The organism is Kitasatospora sp. NPDC086801, from assembly GCF_044745805.1.
In the GTDB taxonomy this organism is placed as follows: Bacteria; Actinomycetota; Actinomycetes; order Streptomycetales; family Streptomycetaceae; genus Kitasatospora.
In genome coordinates this window covers 60,038-82,707 of the sequence record NZ_JBIVAX010000007.1, presented here as the reverse complement: position 1 = coordinate 82,707, position 22,670 = coordinate 60,038, and the positions used below count along the sequence as shown (strand labels likewise).

Genomic DNA, 22,670 nt, shown 5'->3' with positions numbered 1-22,670 from the left:
CAGTGTTGTCCTTGCCGCCACGGTCGTTCTCCCTGCTGATTCTACGAGGGCGTCTCCAGCCCTGTCGCCACAGGCAGAGAGGAGCTGAGAGGCGAACGCCGTGCAGGCACCCGGTCCCGCTCGCACGGCAGCGTATGCCTAGCTGGCAGCGAATGCCAGGCGTCCTGTGGATGCCACGTTGGCAGACCTGGCCAGACTGATGGTGTGAGGGGCGACCACGCCCAGCGTCACCGCGTGCGCAGGCACCAGGGTCCGCCCCTCGTCAGGCGCGGCAGTGGAAGATGCCCCAGCGCAGTTCCTCGCGGCGGGCGGCAGCCACCCACAGGGGCAGGTTGGCCAGCAGGCCGTCGACGTAGGCGGGGCTGATGACGCGGCGCAGTTCCTGTTCGCGCCGGCGCGTCTCCTCGGTGATGCGCTCGTAGTGGTGGAGCAGTTGGTCGCTGCGGTCGTCGAAATCGACGGGGGACAGTCCCAGGCCGGCGAGTGTGCGGCGGTAGAAGTGCGGTGTGGCCAGGGCGTCCACGCCCAGTCGGGAGACGGCGGCGTGCAGGGCTGCGGCGGGGGTGTCCTCGGCCGCCATCACGTCGGTGAAGACCAGGGCCCCTTCGGGCTTGAGGACGCGGACGGCTTCGCTGAGCAGGCGGGGGCGGTCGCCGCTGTGGCAGAAGGCTTCCTGGGACCAGACCACGTCGAACCGGTGGTCGGGGTAGGGAATGTCGTGGAAGGAGCCGGTGACGACCTCGATGAGGTGGTCGAGGCCGCGCTCGGCGTTCGTGGCGCGGTGGCGCTGGTTCTGGGTGTCGCTGAGGTTGAGGGCGGTGACCCGGCATCCGAAGCGTTCGGCCAGGTAGCGGGTCGGGCCGCCGTAGCCGGAACCGAGGTCCAGCACCGAACTGCCCGGACGGACAAGGTCGCTCACGTTGTCCGCGGCCCGCTCGATGGTGCGACGGGAGGCATCCGCGACGGATTCGTCCGCCCGGGCGTAGATCCCGGTGTGGATGCTCTCACCGCCCCACACCGCGTCGTAGAACGCGTCGACGTCCGCGGTGCCGTAGTAGCTGCGAGTCGCTTCCTCGGAGCTCGATGCACTGCCGTAAGGCATGGGTTTCTCCTCGCCCTGTCGTCCCGGTCATGGTTCACGTACCAGGACACCCGACCCCTCGCCACCCTGCCAGACGGGAAACCGGCCAACCGGGGCGTTCCTGGACGCCCGTCTGGCCGCCGACCCCGCCACCCGCGGGACACCCTTCGCGTACAAGCCGCTGCTCACCGCGGCCGTCGAACTGGACGTGCCGGCCGACCTCCTCCGGCGCACCGGCAAGGGCGACTTCACCCCGGACGCGTACCAGGGGCTCGCCCGCCACCGCGCCGAACCCGCCGCGCTCATCGAGGACAGCGCCCTGGCCCGCGCCGGGCTGGTCGATCCCGACACCCTCCGGCAGGCCTGCCTCGGGCTGTATCCGACCGGCACCTCCTACGCGGCCCTGGACGCGACGCTCGCCTGCGAGCACTGGCTGCGCGCCCACGGGACGAGCCCACACCCCACCTCCCCGACCACCACCCAAGGAGCTTGAATGGCGGCCCGGTTGCGCCCCGATGTGACGCTCACCCCGACCGACGACGGCGCCGTTGTGCTGGACGAGCGCTCCGGCCGCTACTTCCAGCTGAACCGTACCGGGCTGCTCATCCTGCAGTCCCTGCTGGCCGGCCGGACCGCCGACGAGATCGCCGCCGACCTCAGCGGCCGGTTCCCCGTCACGGCGGCCCGGGCACGGTCCGACGTCGACCGGCTGCACGAGAGCCTCCGCACCGCCGGGCTGGTCACCGGATGAGCCTGCATGCCCACGCCCACCACGTGGGCCGGCCGCCCTGGCACCTGCGGCCGGCCGCGCTCGCGGCGATCGGCGCGGCACGGCTGGTCGAAAGGCTCCCCCCGGCCCGGATCCGCCGGGTGATGCTCGGGCTGCGGCGCGGCGCTCGGCCCGCGGACCGGGCCGAGGCAACGGTCGACGACGTGATCGCTGCCCTGCTCGATCGGCCATGTAGGGTCGGCGAGTCGGTGAGCACGTCCTCCTGTGGAGACGGCGGAATCCGGCGCGGGTGAACGGTCAGCGGCCGGACAGCACCGTGACCTCCGCGCCGAAGCCCACCACCAGCCGGCCCCCTGGTGCGACCCCGACCCCGACCCCGACCCCGGCCCCGACCCCGACCCCGACCGCGTTCACCGGCAACGGGAACACCAGGGGCGGCCCGACCTGCTGCCTGGTGGCCAGGTCCCACACCCGCACCGTCTGGTCCTCGCTGCCACTGACGGCGAGCGTGCGCCCGTCCACCACCGTCGTCGCCACCGCACAGACCCGGCCGGTGTGGCCGATCAGGGCCCGGCCGGCCTCCCCACCGGCAGCCAGGTCCCAGACCCGCACCATCTCATCGTCGCCGCCGGTGACCGCGATGGCCCGCCCGTCCGCCACCGTCGTCGCCACCGCCCACACCGCGTCGGCGTGCCCGGTGAGAGGCTTGCCGACCTGCTGCCCGCTCGCCAGGTCCCACAGTCGCACTGTGGTGTCCCGGCTACCGGTGACGGCGACGGCACACCCCTCCAACACAGTCGTCGCCACCGCGCGGACCGCACCCCCGTGGCCGACGAGAGGCCCGCCGACCTGCTGTCCGGTCGCCAGATCCCAGAGCCGCACCGTCCCGTCGCAGCCGCCGGTGACCGCGTGGGGGCGGCCGTTCAGCACCGTCGCCGCCACCGCGCCCACCCAGCCGGTGTGGCCGGTGAGGGGAGCGCCGACCTGCTGTCCGGTCGCCAGGTCCCATACCCGCAGTACCTCGTCCTCGGTGCCTGCGGTGACCGCGTGGGTGCGGCCGTCCACCGTCGCCGTCGCCAGGGCGCCCACCCCGCTGTGGTGCCCGGTGAGTATCCGGCCGATCTGCTCACCGGTGGCCAGGTCCCGCACCCGCACCATCGCGTCGTCGCCGCCGGTGACCGCGATGGCCCGCCCGTCCACCACCGCCGTCGCCACCGAGCAGCACCCGTCGTCACGGCTGGCGAACGGTTCGCCGACCTGCTGCCCGGTCACCGGATCCCACAGCGGCAAGGTTCCGTCGGTACCGCAGCCGGCCGCGCCGGTCCGCCCGTTTACCACCCCTGTGCCCTCCGCCAGCACCCGACCGTCATGGCTGGTCACGGCGTGCCGGAACCGCTGGTCCACCCCGGATCCGGTGGCCCAGTCCACGCTCCAGCGCGCGGCGGGCTCACCGGCCACCGGCAGCGCCGTGATCCGCGCGGACAGCTCGCGTTCCCCGAAGCGCGCGGCGTCCAGGGCCAGCAGCTGTCTGCGCACACCCGGACCGGCATCGCGGTGAAGATGCGCCGACGCCCGGTACACCGCCGCGGCCAACCGCGCGGACGGGCTCGACGCATGATCGAGCGACCTCGTGACCTGTTCCGGAGGCGTGGTCACCAGGAACGCGGCATCAGTCAACCGGTCGTCCACTGTGGACGGTTCGGCGTGCGGGGCATCGCATGGCACATCGGACATGACCGGCACTCTATGCGCCTGCCGGTGCGGCTGATCGGGCCGTGCCAGCGGGAACCCGCTCAACCCCGGGCAGATCGGCGAAGGAGCCCGACTGCCCGGTGGTGTCCCGGGCTTCGCCCACCCAACCCGGACCCGGCTCGTCGAATGCTCACGGCCACCCGGATCTGCTCGGACAGTGCCCATGATCTGCCGGCAGTGCTCACGGAATCGCGGATCCTGCGCCGTAACGGGGGCGGAACGATCGTGGCGGGCTGGATACAGTACTTCGGCCGGTGCTGGCCGATCGCGTCGGGTTGCCGGAGGCTTGTACGGTCTTCGGGTGTCACACCGGCGAGGTCATCGCTGCTGCACACTTCCTGGGGGGAATGCATGAAGCTTCGACGGCCCGAGCGGTCGGATCGTTCGAGCACGCCGACCGTGGTGACATGTCTGCTGGTGCTGGATGTCATCCTGTTCGCCGCTACCCTCCAGGCCACGCTTGGGCATGGACTCTGCGCGGCCCTCGGCGGGAGTCCGTGCGACAACCGTATTGCTGTCCATCGGTTGGTCATCGCCTTCGCGGCGACACTGGTCACCGGCGGCCTGTGCCTTTGGCGGCGGCGCCCGGCATCCGCGACCCTCCAACTCGTCCTGGCGCTCCTGTTCGGCCTGTCGGCCGTCAGCACCCGTTAGCGACCCGGGCAGACGGTCAGGAGTCGTCGCGGCTTGAGGTGACCGGCGGTGGGGGCCTACGGCCGACATCCCAGGCCCGCGGGCCCTGTGAGAGTTCCGGTGGATGGGTTGCGTCCTGGCTGTCGCCCCCCAGCACTCGCGTGCGGATCAACAGGGATGAACGGCTGCCCGACGCAGGCGTCGGCCCCCTCTACCAGGAGGGGGCCTCTCCTGCGACTTACACTCTCGTCCTTGACGCCTGCAATGCTGCGATGGTGCCGTCCGTGCTCACTGGGCCGGACGGAGCGCCGCGTACGACGCGGCGAGATTCTGTTCTGAGAGCGACCCGCTGGGGGTCGCCGTCCGTGCGCAGTCGGACCGGACGGTTCGCTTCACCCGGGTGCGTTCGGGACGAAGCCGCTCTTCCGGACGGGCGGTGATGTTCCCGAGCTCCCTGGTCTCCGAGGGGCTCTCGCCCTACGCGGTTCCAGGGGACACCTCCAGCCTGCGCCTTGCTGGCCGTGGGGGCAACCCCAGCAGGGCCGTCACCGGCGGCAATGAACCGGCGGCAATGAACAGGCGGCAATGAACAGGGGCGCGCTGTCGCCAGGGTGGGCCTGGGCGGATCTTCGGCTCTCCAGCGCGGTGCGGCGTGATCGCGGCCGGCTCGGAGCAGCGCCTCCGCACCCGCGGGGCCGACGACATGGCCGGACAGAGCCGCGCCAGGTGGTCCGCCGTGGCCAGGAACTCTGCCGCGCGGACACCCCAACACCCCCGTGCCGTGGGCGAGTTGAAAGTCCTTGACGGTTGATCACACAAAACCTAGCTTCGATTCACGTTGAGCATCACTCATTCGCTCCATAGCCCAGACAGGTCTCAGCATGCCTCCTGACGAACAGGCTTCCGTCGCCGTATCGGGAATTTCCGAGAATCGGCCGAAAACGTCCTACAAGGCGAGTATTGACTTCGTCTCCCCTCCGGCCCGGCGGGCCGGGCTGGCGGACCGGGGGCAGTGCTTCCTCGGCGTCAGCCTGGAGAACGGCAACTTCGCCCCGGGTAAACTCGCCGCCATGCTCCGCTGGATAGCCCGGCGGTTCCCGCGGTGCACGGTGCTGGTCGGGGACAGCATCCACCGGATCACCCTCGCGTCCACCCGGGGCCTGCCCGAGGACGAGGCGCTCTCCCAGGCGCTGGCCCTGGGCGACCGCTTCATCGCGGACACCCGGGCCCTGTTCGCGGCCGAACGCGAGCAGACCGAATTCACGTTCCTGCGCTGCTCCGAAGTGCAGCAGTGGGATTCCTACGCACAGCACCATCGAAGTCTCACCGACTACCACCGGGCCGACCGGAGCTTCCGGGAATCCGTCGATGCGTTCGGCCGGAGCTATCACGGGAGGTATTCCGGCCAGATTGCCGAGGCCGACCTGGAGAGGCGGGTCGAAATGTCCGCACAGTACTTTCTGGAAGAGTCCGCGATATTCGCCTGCCTTGCGCAGGAAGGCCTGTCTGTCATGGTCTACCCCGGTTCGTTCAGCACCCTTTCCGAGATCGCCGACGGAAGGCACCCGGGCGTTCCGGAGGAACTGCGTCGGCTGACCGCCGTCTCGCTCGACCTGAGGAGGCGCTGACGGTATCCCCCATGGGTGGCAGGACTAGGCTGACCCGGTGATCGAGGACGGCGCCACGGACAAGGGCAGCGTGACCACGGTGCGGCGGATCGGCGAGACGATCCGCCGCGCGATGGCAGGGCCAGCAGGACGAGTGGAGGCCCGGCTTGGTCATTCGGCATGGTGATCTCGGCCCGTGGAACTCCGTCTGGAACGGCGACCGGCTGGCCGGCTTCATCGACTGGGACTTCGCGGCGCCCGGCCATGCCCTCGACGACCTCGCGCAACTCGCCTGGTACGCCGTTCCGTTGCGTCCTGTCGAGCAGCAGCAGAGGGCGTCGATCGCCGGTGAGCACACGCTGCGGAGCCGCCTCGACGCCCTTTGCGCCGCCTACGGGGCGCGGTCGGCGGCGGTTCTCGATGCGCTGGATGCCGTCCAGTCCCGCGAGGCCGAGCGGATCGAACGACTCGGTCGGCGCGGCCGCGAGCCGTGGGCGATGTTCCTCGCCCGCGGCGATGCGGCGGAGATGATGGCCGAGCGGTCCTGGCTCCGGTCGGAACGCACCGTTCTCCTCGGCGGTTCGGGCGACTGAGCCCCCCGTCCCGGCTGACCCCGGCGGGGACGAGCTCGCACTGGCCGCGGCTCGGGTGCGTCTCGGCCGTAGTCGGCGCCCAGGGTGCCGTCGTGGGCGGTGCCCTTGTGGGCGGTGCCCGGGCCGCCGGGGACGAGTGCGCGCCGCTGGAGGCACGGCGGCGCGCCGGAGTTCACTCGGACGAGTGATTGTTACGCTGTGTGCATTAGCGGATACTCGACGTATTCGGGGAGTCCGTGGGGGCTCTCCCGGCGCGAGGGGAGCCGTCATGGGCGCAACCGAATCTTCCGCCACCGAGGTGCCGCGGATCGCGAGCAGTTCGCAGGCCGCCGAGCGGGACCACAGCCTCGCGGCGATCGGCGGCAACGTCGGCGCCGTGTGGCGGGGGTGGTGGACGTGGACCCCGGGGAACGGGACGTTCAACCTCCAGATCGACTGGAACGTCATCGGGATCGACTCGACGGTCGTCATCACGGCCTCCGAGATCGACGGCAACGGGCACCGGTTCGTCGGCGCGGCGCCCTTCCAGGTGTCGAGCATCGCCCCCGGCAACGGGGTGGTGACGTTCAAGATCAACATCGGTTGGAGCAGCCCGCTGCCGATGCGCACCGACGTCGTGGTCCTCAACTGAGCACCACTCTCCGGCCGCCCCGGTCACGCAGGCCGGGGACCGCACCGATCCGGTGACCACCGGCACGACCCGCCCCGTGGCGGCTCAGGGTTCGCCCGAGCCACCACGGGGCTCCCGTTTTCCCTCGGGAGCTCGTCCCGCCGACAGGGCCCGGCCGAGCGCAACCGTCCACCCGGCCCCGCAGGCCGCCCGGGCCCGAGGCCGGCACCTGTTCCCGAATCCTGGCCTGTCGCGGCGGGCATCGAGCTGCCGCGCGGTAGACATGGAGCGCGAGCGGGACGACATCGGGGACCTGGACGGGGTCGTGCCGAAGCTCGTTCGCCCCGGGGCCGCCTGAGTCGGACCGTGATTCCCGGGCCTGTGAAGCGCCGGGAGGACGGTGGTCCGTGAACGTCGTGATGGGCGAGGTGACGCCGCTCGCCCTGGGCATCGCCCTGTCGCCGTTGCCGATCGTCCCGGCGCTCTTCCTGCTCTTCACTCCCCGGCCCAGGGCGACGGCCGGAGCCCTCCTGACCGGGTGGGTGGCCGGAATCCTCGTGGTGACGTCCGTGTCCACGGCACTCGCGGCCGTCATCGAGACCCACGAGGAAACGCCCACCTGGGCGTCCTGGACCAAAGCCGTCCTCGGTGTGGTCCTCCTCCTGCTCGCCGCGCGGCAGTGGCGCTCCGGCGCCGAGAAGGGGACCCCGGCCTGGATGCGGAGCCTCACGGATGCCACGCCGGCCAAGGCCCTGCGGCTGGGACTCCTGCTGTCGGCGGCCAACCCGAAGAACATCCTGCTGTCCGCGGCGGCAGGGCTGACCATCGGCTCCGCCGAACTGGGTCCGCCTCGTACCGCCACCGCCGTGGCGGTGTTCACCGCGATCGCCGTTTCCACCGTCGCGCTTCCCCTGCTGCTCCACCTCGCGGGGGGAGAGCGCGTCCTCACTCCGCTGGGCAGGGCCAGGACCTGGTTGGAGACCCACAACAGCACCGTCACCGCTCTGGTCCTGGCCGTGATCGGCGTGCTCCTCGTCATCGAGGGCGCCGCCGGACCGTGACCGGCGTGAGGGCGGCCGCCACGGCGGCCCCTCACGCCCAGGGCGGTCCGGGCCCGCCCCCGTGCCGGGCCCGGACCGCCTGCGGTCACTGCTGGGGCGAGACCCCGCCGGGCCAGCAGTACGGCAGCCCGGGCGCGGGCTGGTAGTTCCCGCCGCCGGAGACGTAGACGACGCCGGCACGCGGCCGGCCCGTCCGGGCCCCGGCCGGCGAGCCGCACGAACAGGCCATCGAACGCTCCCGCGGCGGACTGACCACGAAGGCCCACCTGGCGGTCGGCGCCCCTACCCCCCACGTGACGGAGCCCGTGTCCGGGTGGGCCGGTCAGTCGAGCTGGTTCTGGTGGACGACGCCGCCACCGCCTCCGCGCCGATTCCGTCGAAGACACGGACGTTGGTCACCAGCAATCCGGCACCGGAGTTGTCGACATCCATGCCGTCATCCTCGACCGGTCGAGGGGCCACTACCAGACGGCACCCCGAATGGAGCAGTGCCGGTGACCTTCCGAAGCGGGGTGCGCTCGGGCGGTCGCCGGGTGAGGCTACGGGCAGAGGGGGAAGAAGACGGACAGGGGTCGGTTGTCGGATGCTGCTGTCACGGAGGGCCGATGCACCGGGACGGACGGGTGGCGAACTTCCTGCTCGCGCTGCTGAGCCGGGACTGGACGGGAGTGCCGGCCGCGCTGGTGGTGGCAGTGGCGGGTGGTGTCCTCCTCCGGCTCGGCGCGGACTGGGCGGTGGCGCTCGGCGCTGTGGCCCTGGCTTTCGGTGTCGTGCTGGCGGCCGGGGCCGTTCGGCACCTGGTGCTGGTGGCCCGCGAGGCGGGGGCGCATCCGCCGCCCGGGCGGCTGGTCGACGTGCGCGGCCACCGGATGCACGTCCTCGCCGAGGGGGAGGCCGGTGACGGGCCGACGGTGGTCTGGATGCCGGGTGGACACACGCCGGGAGCGGAGTTCGGGCAGCTGCACGCCATGCTGGCGGCCTCGACCCGCTCGGTGCTGGTCGACCGGTTCGGCACGGGCTGGAGCGAGGTCGGACCGTTCCCCCGGACGACGGCCGCCGAGGCGGAGGAACTGCTGGCAGCACTGGAGCGGGCGGGGGAGCGGGGTCCGTACGTGTTCGTCGGCCACTCCTTCGGCGGGCTGCTGGTCGCGAACGCGGCCAGACGGCGGCCGGACCTGGTGGCCGGGCTCGTGCTGCTGGACCCGACACCCCTGGAGGTCATCGCCTTCGCGCCGCCCAACCGGCAGCTCGCGCGCATGCGTCGCGAGGCCGTCTCGGCCGCGGTGCGGCAGCTGTTCGGCGCCCATCGCGGCCCCGGTGGCCGCACCGGCCAAGGCTGCGCCGCCGCGTCGGTCTTCGCGGAGCTCTCACCGGCCGGCCTGGCCCGGGTGGGCTGGCAGACCGTGGTGTACGACGGGGACCTCGGCGACCTGCTGGTGGTCCTGGTGATACCCCGGGACCTCACGGGCGGTGAGGCGGTGCTGGCCGGGGCCCGGGACGCGGCCGAGGCCGAGCGGATGAGCCGCTTCTACCTCCGGAGCAGGGTCCGGTACCTGGCGGCGTCGACGGCCTCCCGGCTGGTGCACACACCGGACGGCACCGGCCACGACTTCCCGCGCGAGGCGCCCGGGTTCGTGGCGGGGGTGGTCGCGGACCTGGTGCGGGAGCTGCGGGCGCTCAACCCATGACCGTCCGCGCGGAGTCCGCCCGGGTGGGGCGCCGGCGGGAGAAGGCGCCCAGGTCCACGACGTTGCCGGTGTGCTCGCAGCGGTGACGGAGGGGTGAGCGGTCGTGGTCGTGGCCGGCCTCGATCCGGTCGATCAGGGTGGCGAGGAAGCGGCCCACCAGCGGGGCGTTCTTGAACTGGTTGCCGCTCGTCCCCATGGCGACGTAGTAGCCGTCCAGCGCGGAGCGGTCGTAGATCGGGGTCCAGTCGTCGGCGACGTCGTACACGCCCGCGATCCCGACGGGCCGGTTGGGGACGCCGAGGTCCGGGAAACGGCGGGCCGCCCTGGTCACCTGGGCCCGGAAGCGGCGGGCGGTCGGGCGGGAGTCGGCTTCGTCCGGGTCGTCGATCCACTCGTGCGGGTCGCAGTCCGGCTCGGTGCCGCCGACCAGGAGGTGGCCGCCGGGAGCCGCCCGCAGGTAGGTGCCGAGGTCGAGGTCGGCGACGAGGGGGAAGGGGCCGGTGGGGCGGCTGCTCGGCGCGGGGACCTGGTGGACCTCCTCGCGCAGCGGGCGGACGCCGATCGTGAAGTCGTCGCCGACGCCGGCCAGCCGGTTGAGGCCTCCGGACCACGGGCCGGCGGCGTTGACCACGACCGGCGCGGCGATCCGCGTTCCGTCGGCCAGCCGGATGCCCGCCACCCGGTCCGCGTGCCGGTCGACGGCCACGACGGTGTGGTGGAACAGGAAGCGCGCGCCCAGTTCGGCCGCCGCGTCGGCGAGGTTCTGGGCGGCGAGCTGCGGGTCGTCGACGTACCCGGCGTCCGGGGTGTACAGGGCTCCGAGCTCGCCGGACGGGTCGTCGAAGAAGGCGTCGGCGTCCACCGGCTTCGGCGGCCAGTACCGCCCTGGGTCGATCCCGGGAAGGCGCGCGCGCAGCGTCGGGGCGTCCCACCGCTCGTACGGGACGCCGGCACGGTCGAACAGGGCGGCTGCCTCGGACGGTGCGACGGCGGGGGAGTCGAGCAGTACGGCGCCGGTGCGGTGGAAGGCCGCGAGCGGGCGGTGGCCGGTGAGCCGCAGGTGGTCGGGCCAGGACGTCCAGAGGTGCCGGGCCTCCCAGGCCGTGGCCACGCCGGCGAAGGTGGAGTAGTTGAACCGGATGATCGCGCTGGAGGCGCTGGTGGAGCCGTGGCCGGCAGCGCCCGCCTTGTCCACGACGGCCACCTGCCGCCCGGTGCGGGCGAGTTCGAGCGCGACGGCGGCACCGATCACTCCGGCTCCGACCACCACGACGTCCGGTTGGCGACTGGTCATCAGGACCTTCGAGAGGGTAGGCGGGGGACGGAGTCGAGCAGCGTCCGAGTGTACGGGTGCTGCGGGGCCCGCAACAGGACCCCGGTGGGGGCGGTCTCGACGATCCGGCCGTGCCGCATGACCGCCACCGTGTCGGAGACGTGGCAGACCGCGGGCAGGTTGTGGCCGATGAACAGCATCGACAGGCCGAGCCGCCGCTGGAGGTCGCGGATCGTGTTGAGGACGGAGGCCTGCACCGAGACGTCGAGTGCCGAGGTGATCTCGTCGGCGATCAGCAGGTCGGGCTCGACCGCCAGGGCACGTGCGATGGCGGTTCGCTGGCGTTGGCCGCCGGACAGCTGCCGGGGCAGACGGTCCGCGAACCGGGGATCCAGGCCGACGAGTTCGAGCAGGGCGGGGACGCGCTCGGCCCGGGCCCGTCGGTCGAGCCGGTGGAACGCGGTGGCCGCTTCGAGGAGTGTCCCGCGGACGGTCATCCGGGGATCCAGCGCGGTGTCCGGGTCCTGGAGCACGATCTGGACCAGGCGGCCGAGCCGACGCCGGTCGCCGATCGTACGGACCCGGACCTCCCGGCCGTCGAGCAGCACCCGGCCCCCGTGCACGGGCGTGAGGCCGACGATCGCGCGGGCCAGGCTCGACTTCCCGGAGCCGGACTCGCCCACGAGCCCGAGTGTCGTACCGGCCGGGATCTCCAGCGAGACCCCGTCGACGGCGGCGACCGGGCCGCGCGGGCCGTGGTGGCGGACGGTGAGGTCGGAGAGCTGAAGGACGGTCATGACGTGACCACCTCCGCCGTCACCGGCACCGGGTACCAGCAGGCCACCTGGTGGACCGCGTCGAGGTCCTCCAGCGGTGGGGCCTGCTCGGCGCAGTTGCCCCGGCGACGCGGGCAGCGGGGCTCGAACGGGCAGCCCGGGGCGGGCGCCAGCGGGTCGGGCGGTGTGCCCTCCACCGTGGGCAGCGGCCGGTCGCGGTCCGCCGCGAGGTCCGGCACCGACGCGACCAGGGCCCGGGTGTAGGGGTGCCGGGCGCCGCACGCGAGCCGGTCGGCGGGCAGGGACTCGACGATGGTCCCCGCGTACATCACCAGGACGCGGTCGCAGAACTCGCCCACCAGCGCGACGTCGTGGCTGATGAACAGGACGGCGGCGGAGGTGTCCCGTCGGATGTCGGAGAGCAGCCGGGTGATCTGCCGCTGCACCGTGACGTCCAGCGCGGTGGTCGGCTCGTCGGCGATGATCAGCCCCGGCCGCACCATCAGCCCGGCGGCGATCAGCACCCGCTGGCGCTGGCCGCCGGAGAGCTGGTGGGGGCGTGCCCGCAGCACGGCCCGGGGCAGGGCCACCCGTTCCAGGGCGGCGGAGGCCTCCGCCGACGCCTGGGCACGGCTGGCGCCGCGGTGCGCCCGCAGGGTCTCGGTGAGCTGGGTGGCGATGCGCAGCGAGGGGTTGAGCGCCGAGGCCGGGTTCTGGAAGATCACCGCCAGGCCGGTCGCGAGGTGGTGCTCGCGCTCCTTCGGCGTCAGGGCGGCGAGGTCGGTGCCGAGCAGGCGCAGGGTCCGCCGGGAGACCCGGGCCCGGTCCGGGAGCAGGTCGGCGACGGCGAGTGCGGTGAGCGACTTGCCGGAGCCGGACTCGCCGACGAGCCCGACGATCTCGCCGGCGCGCAGGGACAGGCTCACGCCGCGCACCGGCCGGATCACCCCCTCCGGGGTGGGGAGTTCGACGGTGAGGTCCTCGACCTGGAGCACCAGACCGTCCTCGGCGGGCCCGCTCGGGGCGGGCGGTGGCGCGGGCGTCGGGGGTGCGGGGCTGCGCCGGGCGACGCCTCCGGCCAGGGCCTCGCCGAGTAGTTGGAAGGCCACCGCCGCGTAGAGGACGGCCAGGCCGGGGGCGAGTGCGGGCAGGGGGTCGGCGTAGATGCGGTCGAGTCCCTGGTTGAGCAGCTGACCCCAGTCGTAGCCGGGCGGTTGGACGCCCAGGCCGAGGAAGCTCAGCCCGGCGAGCGCGACGAGGCCGGTGCCCGCGGCCGTGGTGGTGCTCAGCAGCAGCGGCTCGGCGATGTTGGGCAGGATGTGGCGCCACAGCAGCCGGTGCCGGCGCAGGCCGAGGACCCGGGCCGCGGCCAGGTGGTCGGTGCCCGCGACGGCGGCGGCGAGGGTCTGGGCGAGTCGGGCGAAGCCGGGCACCGCCGCGACGGCGAGGGCGAGCGTCGCCCCGCCGGCGCCCGCGCCGAACACGACCGCGAGGAACATCGCGACCAGCAGCGCGGGGAAGGCGAGCAGCAGATTGATCAGCGCGGCGAGCAGTCGGCGGGCACGGCGGCCGACCACGGCGGTGGCCGCTCCGAGGAGGACGCCCGTGGTCGCGCCGAGCAGGACCGCTGCCAGCGCGAGCAGCAGGGAGGGCCGGGTGGCCGTCAGGACGCGGGCGAGCACGTCCCGTCCGAGGTTGTCGGTGCCGAAGGGGTGTGCCGCGGACGGGCTTTGCAGCACCGCGGACGGATCGGGGAGCTCGGCCGCCGCTCCCCAGAGGAGCGGGCCGACCAGTGCGAGCACGACCAGCGAGGTCAGCATGATCGCCGGGATCCAGGCCATCGGTGAGCGGAGGTACCGGGTGGGAAGGGGCATCTCAGCTCTCCCGGATCGTCGAACGAGGGTCCAGCACCGCCAGCAGCACATCGACCAGGAGGCCGGAGAGCAGCACGGCGGAGCCCAGGATCAGTACCATCGCCTGGACCACCGGGTAGTCCTGGGAGACCACGGACTGGGCCATCGCCGAGCCGATGCCGGGCCAGGCGAACACCTTCTCGACCAGCACCGTGCCGGCGATCATGGCGGGCAGCAGGCTCCCGGCGACGGTGAGCGCGGCGGTCGCCATGTTCGGCGCCGCGTGCCGCAGGTAGCGGCGGGCGGGGGACAGCCGTTTGCTCCGGGCCGTGCGCAGGTAGTCCTCGTCCAGCACCTTCAGCGCCTCCACCCGGACGATGCGCGCCAGGACGGCCGTGGGTGCGAGGGAGAGCGCGAGGACCGGCAGCACGAAGGACTCGGCGCCCGCCGTGCCGGCCACCGGGAGCAGTTGGAGGCCGACGCCCAGGAGCGCGGTGAGTCCGGCGGCCAGGACGAAGTCCGGCACTCCGGCTAGCCCGGCGGTCACCGCCGTGAACGCCAGTTCGCTGCGGGGGTGGCGGCCGTCGCGGGTGCGGACGGCGGCGAGCAGTCCGCCGGGCAGGGCGACAGCGAGGGTGACGAGGAAGGCCAGACCGGCGATCTCCAGGGTGGCCGGCAGCCGGGTGCGGACCAGCTCCGCGACCGGTGTCCCGGTGACCAGCGAGGTGCCGAGATCGCCGTGCACGAGGCTGCCCAGGTAGTGCCGGAACTGGGCCGGGAACGGCGCGTCGAGCCCGAGTCGGTGTCGGCGTGCGGCGACCAGGGCGGGGGCGGCGTCGACTCCGAGGGCGGCGCGGACCGGGTCGCCGGGGACGAGGCGGATCATCGCGAACGACGCGGTGAGCACGACCCCGAGGGAGAGGAGCAGCCGGGCGGTGCGGCGGCCGAGGAAGGCCGCCCAGGGGTGCCGCAGCAGGTGGGGCAAGGACACGGAGGCCACCGATCACTGGTGGAGGCGGATGCTGGTGGGGACGAGTTGGCCGCCGAAGGTGGTGGCGAAGGTGGTGCTCCGGCCGTACACGGTGCTCCGGCCGTCCGCGATCGGCAGGGCGTCCGCCGCGCGGAACAGCGCGGCGGCGGCCCGGTTCCAGGCGCCGCAGCCTTCGGTGTCCTGCTCACGGAGGGCCTGGGCGACCAGGGTGTCGTACTCGGGGTTGGTGACGCCCGCGAAGTTGAGGCCCTGGGCAGGGGTGGGGCCGGAGAAGAACGGGATGAAGCCGACCGGCAGGGCGAAGCCCGGTGAGGTGCCGACCACGATGTCGAAGTCGCCGGTCTGGTACATGGCGTTGACGAGCGCGGGCAGGCTCTCGGTGACCAGCTTGACGTCGGCGCCGAGTGCCGTCCAGGTCCGGGCCATCAGCTCGGCGGCGGGCGGCAGGGTCGGTCCGAGGTCCGGGCTGGTGATCAGGCGCAGCCGCAGCGGTCGGCCGTCCTTGGCCAACCGGCCGTCCGGGCCGCGGGTCCAGCCGGCGGCCCGGAGCGCTTCGACGGCCTCCTGGGTGGGCAGGTTGGCGGCGGCGAGGTCGGCGTGGCAGACGGCGCCCTCGGCGCCGAAGTCGGTGGCGGGCCGGCCGGTGCCGCCGACGGCGACGTTGGCGAGGCCCTGGCGGTCGAGCGCGGACACCAGGGCCCGGCGCAGCGCGGGGTCGGCCAGCGGGCGGCCGGGGCGCTGGTTGAAGAAGGTCATCCCGACGACGGTCGGCACGTCGGTGGCGGACAGGCCGTGGCCGGTGAGCCGGGCGCGGTCCGGCCCGTCCACGCCCGCGATGTCGACGCCCCCGGTGAGCAGCAGGTTGGCGGTGGTGGAGGCCTGGGGCACCACCGAGATGACGATGCGGGCCGGGAGGCCGGGCGCCGCGGTGGTCGCGCCGGCCGGGCCCCAGGTGTAGCCCTCGCGGACGGTGAACTCGTACGGCCCGCCGGGGGAGTAGCGGCTCAGGACGTACGGGCCGGTGCCCTGGGTGGCGCGGTCGAGCGACCGGGGGTGGTCGAGCCCGGCGGGGCAGACGATCGGCAGCAGGCCGACGGTGCGGGTGAGGAACGGGAAGGGGGTGGCGGTGCCGACCGACACCGTGCCGGCCGGGTCGTCGGCGGTCGCGGTGAAGGGGACGTCGGGCAGGACGGTCTGGGCGCCGGCGAGCTGGTTGGCCGGGTCCCCCGCGTACGTCAGTGCCCGGGCCACCGCGGAGGCGGTGAGGGGAGTGCCGTCGGAGCAGGTGATCCCCGGGCGGAGGGTGAAGGTGGCCGTGGTGGTGGAGGCCCGCCAGGACGTGGCCAGGCCGGGGACCACGGCGCCGTCGGGGGCGAGGGAGACCAGCGAGTCGTAGGCGTAGCGGGCCTGGGCGGCGCCGAAGGTCGAGTACGGGTCGAAGCTCGGCGTCTCGCTGGACGCGGCGATCCGGACGGTCCCGTGTTCGACGAGCGGGGTGCTCGTCGAGGGACGGGCCGCGCCCCCGCAGCCGGTCATCGCGAGGGTCACCGCGGCGGCCAGGACGGTGGCGGCGGCCGTCCGGACGGGCGGCGGAGTACGACGGGGCATGGGCGTCATGGTGCCACCGAGTTCTGCCACTGGCGAGTCAACTCGCTTGCGCAGTAAGAGTGTTCGAATGTGACGCGGTGGTCGGGGTCAGGCGTGCCGGAGGCAGAGGGTGCCCCACTGGAAGCCCGCGCCGATCCCGGACAGGACGTAGGTGTCGCCCGGTCGCAGGCCGCCCGCGGTGACGGTGGAGTGGAGCGCGGTGAACAGGCCGGCCGATCCGGTGTTGCCGAGCCGGTCGACGGTGACGGGGACGCGCTCCCGAGGGACGCCCATGGCCTTCACGGTTTCGGCGAGGAGGTTCAGGTTGGCCTGGTGCAGGAAGAAGTGCCGGATCTCGTCGAGCGGCACGCCGGCCTGCCGGGCGGCGCTGGTGATGCTCTCGGGCAGGCGGGTGGTGGCGGTGTTCCAGACGGAGCGGCCGTCCATGCGCAGGTAGTGGGCGCCGGCGGCCAGGGTGGCCGCGCTGGTGGGCAGCCGGGAGCCGCCGGCCGGGACCTGGACGTCGTAGGAGAGCTGGGAGCCCAGGTCGTAGGAGAGCAGGCCCGCGCCGGCGGTCTCGGAGCGGGTGAGCACGACGGCGGCCGCGGCGTCGCCGAAGAAGACGCCGGTGGTGCGGTCCGTGGGGTCGGTGATCCTGGAGGCGCAGTCGGCGGCGAGGACCAGGATGGTGGTGATGGAAGGGTTCTGGAGGAGGTGGGCGGCGATCAGCACGGCCTGGACGCCGGAGGCGCAGGCCGCCTGGGTGACGTCCAGGGACAGGGCTCGGTGGGCGCCCAGGGCGTCCTTGACGATCAGCGCGGTGGAGGGCAGGGGCTGGTCCCAGGTGTAGGTGGCGACGATCACCGCGTCCAGCTGGGCGGGGGCGGTGCCCGCCGCGTCCAGGGCCTGGTGCGCGGCGTCGACGCACATGTCGGAGGTGGCCAGGTCCGGGGCCAGGCGGCGGCGTTCACGGATGCCGGTGCGGCTGGTGATCCATGCGTCGCTGGTGTCGAGGGAGCAGGTCAGCTGCTCGTTGGTGACGACGGTCGGGGGCAGGTGCACCCCGGTCCCCGCGACGGCGAACGGGGCGGGTAGCCCCGCGCCGGTGTGGTGGTGCAGGGGCTTGTCCTGGGTGACGGTCATGCGACGGTGCTCCGCTCGGGCGCGATCAGGGCCTCCGGGGCGGTGTGGCGGCGGCCGGAGGTGCAGGGGTCGCCGAGCACGCTACGTCGGGCGGTCCGGGGGGTGGGGGCGCCGCGATCCCGGGAACCGGCTGCGGCGCACGCACACCCGACCCTCCCGGTGCGCCGGCTGGGGATAAGTGGGCTCATCAGAACGTCTGTGCGCACGGTGACATCCCGGCGCTCCGGTTGATGCGGTCGCCTTCTGCACGGGTCGGGGGCGAGACCCGCCGCCTCATCCGTTCGGGGGATATCGCGGCCGCTGTTTCGCCGACCGGGTGGGGCGGCCGGCCCGGCACCGCCACACTGGCCGCATGAGCGCGAGGACGAACGAGCCGGGCCGGGCGACGAGCCATCTGGCGGACCGCTACTGGGAGTTCCTGCTGGAGCGCGATCCACTGCTGAGAGTCCGCCAGGGGCTCCCGGTCGAGACGCTCCCCGGAGCGTCGCCCGCCGAGGCCGAGGAGCGGGCGCGGTTCGCCGAGGAGGTGCTGGCCCGGGTGCGGGCGCTCGACGGCGCGGAGCTGTCCGGCACCGATGCCGACACCGTCGGATTCCTCGCGGGGTTGGCCGAGCAGGAGGTGCGCGCCCACCGCTGCTACTGGCTGACGCCCGCGGCCACGCCGTACCGGCTGTTCCCGCTGTCGCAGTACGTCGACGCGGTCCTGCGCCCCTTCCGGTTCGTCGAACCGTCCGACGCCGAGGGGTACTTGTCGCTGCTGCACCAGCTCGCCCGGGCGGTCGGCTCGATCGCCGACAAGACGGCGGAACAGGCCGCCCGCGGTTTCCGGGTGCCGGCCCCGGCCCTGGCCGGGGCACGCACCACCGTCGTCGGCCTGCGGAGCTCCGTGACGCGTCGGGTGGAGCCGGACGACGGCCGGCTCGGCGGACTCGGCCCGGCCGTCCGGGGGCGGCTCCGGGACGGGGTGCGGCGGCTGGTGGAGGTGGAGTTGGCCCCGGTCTTCGACGGCCTGCTCGCCGTCCTCGACGGCCCGGACTACCTGCGGGAGGCGCCGCAGGCCGTCGGCTGGGCGCGGTACGAGGGCGGGGAGGAGGCGTACCGGGAGTTCGTCCGGATCCACAGCGGCGGCGACACGCCGCCCGAGCGGCTCCACGAGCTCGGCCGGGAGCAGTGCCGGGAGCTCGCCGAGCGGATGCGGGAGGCCCGAGCCGCCCTCGGATTCCACGGCCCGGAGGGGGAGTTCCACGAGCGGCTGCGCACCGAGCCCCGGCTCTACGCGCGGACTCCCGAGGAGGTCGAGGCCCGCTATCGCGGCTACCTCGACCGGCTCGCCCCGCTGCTGCCGCGCTGGTTCGCGGTGCTGCCGGCCGCGCCGTACGGGCTGGCGCGGCTGGATCCGGCGCTGGAGGCGGGGATGACCTTCGGGTACTACGAGCAGCCGACTCCGGCCGCCCCGATCGGGCGCTACCGCTACAACGGTTCCGGTCTGGAAGGGCGCTCGCTGATCGGCGCGGCCTCCCTGATCCACCACGAGCTGGCCCCCGGGCACCACTTCCACCTCGCCCGGCAGGCCGAGAACCGCGTGCTGCCGCAACTGCGCCGTGAGGTGGCCGAGTTCGGCGCCTTCAACGAGGGCTGGGCCGAGTACGCGGCGGGCCTCGGCTGGGAGATGGGCCTCTACGACGACCCCTGGGACGCCTACGGGCGCCTCGCGCAGGAGCGGTTCACCGCGCAGCGCCTCGTCGTGGACACCGGGCTCAACCTCGGGACGATGAGCCTGGAGCAGGCCCGGGACTTCATGCGCGCCAACTCCACCGAGGCGGACGGCCAGATCGCCTCGGACCTGCTGCGGTACTCGACGGACCTGCCCGGGCAGGCGCTGTCCTACCGTGCGGGCTACCTGGAGTTCGTTCGGTTGCGGGCCCGGGCGGAGGCCGAGAAGGGGGCCGGTTTCGAGGTGCGGACCTTCCACGAGGCCGTGCTGGGTGGTGGCGGGCTGCCGTTCCCCGCGCTGCGCCGACGGGTGGAACGCGAGGTCAAGGACGGGACTTGATATTTAAATAGGATAATTAGTTTATTTGGTGAGTGTGCATACTTCAACCCGTGGAAGCGGATTGGATGTAAAGCACTCGCACGGGTGAATTACGCCAAGGACGTTTGCTCTCGGTGGACCTGGCTCGACTACGGTGGCCAGGGAGCGGGCGGTGGACCCCAGAGGAATTTTCGGCCCAGCAGGGAATCCGGCACGGGAACGAAGAATTTCGGACATGGGTGCTTCCGTCCGCCCTGTTGTGTGTGCTCCGGAGTTCGCAGTGCCCCCGGGGTCCCCTGTCATCCGTCTGCGTGGAGAGGTTGGAGCATCATGCCGCCCGTAGTACCGCCCTTCCTGATCGGCCTCATCGTCGCGCCGCTGGCCAAGCGGCTCCTCAAGCCGCTGGTCCGTGGCGTCGTCAAGACGTCCGTCGGCATCGCCATGGAGGTGAAGAAGGCGGCCCATGAGGCCGGAGAGGGAATCCACGACCTCGCGGCCGAGGTGGCCGCCGACATGGTGGCCGCGCAGATCACCTCCGACGAGCACCACCGGGCCGCCGAGGGCCCCGTCCCGCACAAGGAGAAGACCGAGCCCGTCCACCGGGTCGAGCACGAGTCGAGGGCCCCGAAGATCCGCGCGACCGCGACCGTCGGCGCCGGCAAGACTCCCTGACGCTCCGCCCCGCGGACCGATCAGTCGCTCGGGCGCATGTTTCGACCGGTCTCGGAAGATGTGCCCGAGCAGCTACCGCCGCCCCGTCGGCCGTATCGCTTTCCCCTTCAGACTTTCCATTTGCCGCGGTGCTCCGTCATGCCCAATGACGGTCCATCCGTGACCTCCGCAAACAGGTGATCGTACACATGCCATCTCTGCTGGCCGCAGCAGCCGGGAACCTTCCCGTGGATTCGGACGTGCGCCCGCGCTCGGTCATCCCGGGGCGCCAGCGCTGGGACGTCAAGCCGGTCCTCGGACGGCCCCGGACGGCCGAGATCCTCGCCGCCGCCCTGCGGCGCGTCCCCGGGATCACCGAGGCGCAGGCGAGTCCGGTCACCGGTGGGGTGCTCGTCCGGCACGACGCGCGGGTGCGCGCCGCGGACGTCGGCCGGATCGTCCGCAGGGCCGTCGCCCTGGTCGTGCAGGGGCCGACCGGGACGGTGAGTCCGGCGTCGGACGCGCGGCCCGTCGCACCGGCCCCGCGCCCGGGCCGCGGCCTCGTCGTGCGACCGGTCCTCGCCGTCGGCGGCGGGGTGGCGGCTGGCGTCGCCCTGATCCGGGGGTCGGCGCTGAGCAGGCAACTGGTGGCACTCGGCGGGGTCGCGACCGCGACCGTGGCCGTCCTTCGGAAGGCCTGGCGCGGAACGGCCGACACGGCCGGCGAGCCGGCCGGGACCGGAACCGAACGCCACCCCCTGCTGGAGGTCGTCGGACCGCACCGGCGCCGGCTCTTCCGCGCCTCCGCGCTCTCGGTCGCCTGCCAGGTCGCGGAGATGGCGCTCGCCACCTTCCTCGGCTGGACCGCGCTGGTCCTCATCAAGGGCGAGGCCGCGCCGTTGGTCCGCATCGGTCTGACCACCGCGTCCGCCCAACTCTGGGGCCTGGCAGGGCTGGTGGCCGTCGCTTGTGCCGCCGTCGCGGGCCTTTCCTACTCCTCGAACCTCCAGTGGCGCCGACTCGGCCAGGACATCGAGCACGACTGGCGGAGCCGCACGTACGACCACGTCCAGCACCTCGAACTGCGGCACCTGGAAGGCGAACGGACCACCCGGATCGCCGGCGTGCTCACCGACGACGTCCGCCAGCTGGGCGCCTTCTTCACCACCTCGGCCAACGACGTGCTCCAGCTGGGCACCAGCCTGGCCATCCTGGTGCCGGTGTTCCTGCTGCTGGCACCGCAGATCGCCTGGATCGCGTTCCTGCCCATCCCGGTCATCGCCTGGCTGTCGCTCCGTTACCAGGAGAAGGTCACGGCCGACTACGCCGTCTCCGGTGAGGACCGGGCCAGGCTGCACAGCCAGCTGGTCAACAGCCTGGAGGCCGGCGCCACCGTCAAGAGCTTCTGCACCGAGGACTACGAGGCCGAGCGCATCGACCGGCTGAGCACGGCGGCCCAGGAGAGCAACGAGCGGACCGACCGGAGCACGATCCGCCACGCCGAGACCGTCCGGGTCTGCACGACCAGCTCGATGGCCGGCACCCTGCTGATCGGCGGCCGGTCGGTGCTCAACGGCAGCCTGCCGTTCGAGGTGTTCAGCCCGCTGATCGGGCTGCCCCAGATGGTGCTGCTGCGGATGAACCGACTCGGCGGCATCGTCGACCAGTACCAGCGCACGCTCGCCGCCTACGACCGGGTCCACCACCTGCGGGCCCTGCCCGTCGAGGCCGAGGGCACCGGCGGACCGCTCGACACCGGGAAGGTGCGGGGCGAGATCGTCCTCGACGACGTGACCTTCGCCTACCCCGGCCGCCCGCCGGTGCTGGAGGACCTCTCGCTGACCATTCCCGCAGGCCAGGTCACCGCCCTCGTCGGCGCCACCGGCTCCGGCAAGACGACCGTCGCCAAGCTGCTGATGCGCTTCCAGGACGCGGAGTCCGGCGCCGTGCTGCTCGACGGGCGCGACGTGCGCGACCTGCCGCGCCGGGACCTGCGGGACGCGGTCGGGTTCGTCGCCCAGGACCCGTTCCTCTTCGACGGCAGCATCGCCGACAACATCCGCTACGGCAGCTTCGGCGCCTCGGACGAGGCCGTGGTCGAGGCGGCCATGATGGCCGAGGCGCACGCCTTCGTCGCGACGCTGCCGGACGGCTACGACACCCTGATCGGCGAACGCGGCGCCGCGCTCTCGGGCGGCCAGCGGCAGCGGATCGCCCTGGCGCGGGCGATCCTCAAGGACGCGCCGGTCGTGATCCTCGACGAGGCCACCTCCGCCGTGGACAACGAGACCGAGGCCGCCATCCAGCGCACGCTCCGGAGGTTCGCCGCCGAGCGGACCATGGTCGTGATCGCCCACCGGCTCTCCACCGTCCGCCACGCCGACCGGATCTACGTCATGGACAAGGGCGGCGTCGTGGCCGAACAGGGCACCCACGACGAACTCCTCGCCCAGCACGGACTCTACGCATCCCTCTGGCAGCTCCAGGCCGGCGAACTCGCCGCCTGACCGCAGCAGCCGCGCCACCCGAGCACCCACCGCGTGACGTCACCGCGATCGGTGTGCTCCGGCGCGTCCTGCGACCACGCCTGCCCACACTTTCGGAGGTAC

The 22,670-nt window shown here is 73.1% G+C and carries 22 protein-coding genes; 13 read left to right on the top strand and 9 right to left on the bottom strand.

From position 1 onward, the window contains the following. Positions 1-262: 262 nt before the first annotated feature. Positions 263-1,102, bottom strand: a complete 840-nt coding sequence (locus tag ACIPLC_RS11435; RefSeq protein WP_400472736.1) for an SAM-dependent methyltransferase — start codon at positions 1,100-1,102, stop codon at positions 263-265. 187 nt (positions 1,103-1,289) lie between these two features. Here ACIPLC_RS11435 and ACIPLC_RS11430 point away from each other — a divergent pair, with 187 nt between their 5' ends. Genes ACIPLC_RS11430 through ACIPLC_RS11420 form a run of 3 tightly spaced genes read left to right on the top strand, consistent with a single transcriptional unit; the run spans position 1,290 to position 2,104 of the window. Beyond that, on the top strand, positions 1,290-1,574 hold the full coding sequence (locus ACIPLC_RS11430) for a hypothetical protein (RefSeq protein WP_400472735.1): 285 nt from the start codon (positions 1,290-1,292) through the stop codon (positions 1,572-1,574). Further along, positions 1,575-1,832 carry a lasso peptide biosynthesis PqqD family chaperone gene (locus tag ACIPLC_RS11425; RefSeq protein WP_400472734.1) on the top strand — a complete coding sequence of 86 codons (258 nt, stop codon included), beginning with the start codon at positions 1,575-1,577 and terminating at the stop codon, positions 1,830-1,832. It begins immediately after the preceding gene. Beyond that, the gene (locus tag ACIPLC_RS11420) at positions 1,829-2,104 is read left to right on the top strand and encodes a hypothetical protein (protein WP_400472733.1); all 276 of its coding nucleotides are present in this window, start codon (positions 1,829-1,831) and stop codon (positions 2,102-2,104) included. Before ACIPLC_RS11425 ends, ACIPLC_RS11420 begins: the two co-directional genes overlap by 4 nt. Positions 2,105-2,108: 4 nt before the next feature. On the opposite strand, the gene ACIPLC_RS11415 is transcribed toward ACIPLC_RS11420, so the two are convergent. Further along, the gene (locus tag ACIPLC_RS11415) at positions 2,109-3,347 is read right to left on the bottom strand and encodes a WD40 repeat domain-containing protein (RefSeq protein ID WP_400472732.1); all 1,239 of its coding nucleotides are present in this window, start codon (positions 3,345-3,347) and stop codon (positions 2,109-2,111) included. Positions 3,348-3,914: 567 nt separating this feature from the next. Here ACIPLC_RS11415 and ACIPLC_RS11410 point away from each other — a divergent pair. The 6 genes from ACIPLC_RS11410 to ACIPLC_RS11385 all read left to right on the top strand — a co-directional run bounded on the left by ACIPLC_RS11410 (position 3,915) and on the right by ACIPLC_RS11385 (position 8,067). After that, positions 3,915-4,217, top strand: coding sequence for a hypothetical protein (locus ACIPLC_RS11410; protein WP_400472731.1), 303 nt, complete (start codon positions 3,915-3,917; stop codon positions 4,215-4,217). An 860-nt stretch (positions 4,218-5,077) separates the two neighbouring features. Further along, complete coding sequence (locus tag ACIPLC_RS11405) at positions 5,078-5,824, top strand: tRNA-dependent cyclodipeptide synthase (RefSeq protein ID WP_400472730.1); 747 nt, start codon at positions 5,078-5,080, stop codon at positions 5,822-5,824. A gap of 37 nt (positions 5,825-5,861) precedes the next feature. Continuing rightward, on the top strand, positions 5,862-5,990 hold the full coding sequence (locus ACIPLC_RS11400) for a hypothetical protein (RefSeq protein WP_400472729.1): 129 nt from the start codon (positions 5,862-5,864) through the stop codon (positions 5,988-5,990). Further along, the gene (locus tag ACIPLC_RS11395; RefSeq protein WP_400472728.1) at positions 5,971-6,396 is read left to right on the top strand and encodes a phosphotransferase; all 426 of its coding nucleotides are present in this window, start codon (positions 5,971-5,973) and stop codon (positions 6,394-6,396) included. Before ACIPLC_RS11400 ends, ACIPLC_RS11395 begins: the two co-directional genes overlap by 20 nt. A 268-nt stretch (positions 6,397-6,664) precedes the next feature. Next, positions 6,665-7,027, top strand: coding sequence for a hypothetical protein (locus tag ACIPLC_RS11390; RefSeq protein WP_400472727.1), 363 nt, complete (start codon positions 6,665-6,667; stop codon positions 7,025-7,027). Positions 7,028-7,413: 386 nt separating this feature from the next. Beyond that, a complete protein-coding gene (locus ACIPLC_RS11385; RefSeq protein WP_400472726.1) occupies positions 7,414-8,067 on the top strand; it encodes a GAP family protein in 654 nt (217 codons plus the stop codon). Positions 8,068-8,152: 85 nt separating this feature from the next. Here ACIPLC_RS11385 and ACIPLC_RS11380 read toward each other — a convergent pair whose 3' ends face one another. Next, positions 8,153-8,296 (bottom strand): hypothetical protein, encoded by a 144-nt coding sequence (locus tag ACIPLC_RS11380; protein WP_400472725.1) that lies wholly within the window; start codon positions 8,294-8,296, stop codon positions 8,153-8,155. A gap of 376 nt (positions 8,297-8,672) precedes the next feature. On the opposite strand from ACIPLC_RS11380, the gene ACIPLC_RS11375 reads away from it, so the two are divergent. Continuing rightward, positions 8,673-9,755, top strand: coding sequence for an alpha/beta fold hydrolase (locus tag ACIPLC_RS11375; protein WP_400472724.1), 1,083 nt, complete (start codon positions 8,673-8,675; stop codon positions 9,753-9,755). On the opposite strand, the gene ACIPLC_RS11370 is transcribed toward ACIPLC_RS11375, so the two are convergent. From ACIPLC_RS11370 to ACIPLC_RS11345, 6 genes are all read right to left on the bottom strand, one after another. Further along, complete coding sequence (locus ACIPLC_RS11370; RefSeq protein WP_400472723.1) at positions 9,745-11,049, bottom strand: NAD(P)/FAD-dependent oxidoreductase; 1,305 nt, start codon at positions 11,047-11,049, stop codon at positions 9,745-9,747. The two genes, ACIPLC_RS11375 and ACIPLC_RS11370, sit on opposite strands and share 11 nt — an antisense overlap. Next, positions 11,049-11,825 carry an ABC transporter ATP-binding protein gene (locus tag ACIPLC_RS11365; protein ID WP_400472722.1) on the bottom strand — a complete coding sequence of 259 codons (777 nt, stop codon included), beginning with the start codon at positions 11,823-11,825 and terminating at the stop codon, positions 11,049-11,051. The genes ACIPLC_RS11370 and ACIPLC_RS11365 overlap by 1 nt, the downstream gene beginning before the upstream one ends. Then, entirely contained in the window at positions 11,822-13,678 is a 1,857-nt protein-coding gene (locus ACIPLC_RS11360) for a dipeptide/oligopeptide/nickel ABC transporter permease/ATP-binding protein (RefSeq protein ID WP_400472721.1), read from the bottom strand. The genes ACIPLC_RS11365 and ACIPLC_RS11360 overlap by 4 nt, the downstream gene beginning before the upstream one ends. A 1-nt stretch (position 13,679) precedes the next feature. Continuing rightward, positions 13,680-14,648 (bottom strand): ABC transporter permease, encoded by a 969-nt coding sequence (locus tag ACIPLC_RS11355; RefSeq protein WP_400472720.1) that lies wholly within the window; start codon positions 14,646-14,648, stop codon positions 13,680-13,682. 12 nt (positions 14,649-14,660) lie between these two features. Beyond that, positions 14,661-16,256, bottom strand: a complete 1,596-nt coding sequence (locus tag ACIPLC_RS11350) for an ABC transporter substrate-binding protein (protein WP_400472719.1) — start codon at positions 16,254-16,256, stop codon at positions 14,661-14,663. An 87-nt stretch (positions 16,257-16,343) separates the two neighbouring features. Continuing rightward, positions 16,344-17,378, bottom strand: coding sequence for a 3-oxoacyl-ACP synthase III family protein (locus ACIPLC_RS11345; RefSeq protein ID WP_400472718.1), 1,035 nt, complete (start codon positions 17,376-17,378; stop codon positions 16,344-16,346). 352 nt (positions 17,379-17,730) lie between these two features. Between ACIPLC_RS11345 and ACIPLC_RS11340 the strand changes: the two genes are divergently transcribed. The 3 genes from ACIPLC_RS11340 (at position 17,731) to ACIPLC_RS11330 (ending at position 22,568) form a co-directional block, all read left to right on the top strand. Then, entirely contained in the window at positions 17,731-19,431 is a 1,701-nt protein-coding gene (locus ACIPLC_RS11340) for a DUF885 domain-containing protein (RefSeq protein ID WP_400472717.1), read from the top strand. A 309-nt stretch (positions 19,432-19,740) separates the two neighbouring features. Continuing rightward, a complete protein-coding gene (locus ACIPLC_RS11335; protein WP_363625554.1) occupies positions 19,741-20,082 on the top strand; it encodes a DUF5132 domain-containing protein in 342 nt (113 codons plus the stop codon). Between the two features lie 188 nt (positions 20,083-20,270). Then, on the top strand, positions 20,271-22,568 hold the full coding sequence (locus tag ACIPLC_RS11330; protein WP_400472716.1) for an ATP-binding cassette domain-containing protein: 2,298 nt from the start codon (positions 20,271-20,273) through the stop codon (positions 22,566-22,568). Positions 22,569-22,670: the final 102 nt, after the last annotated feature.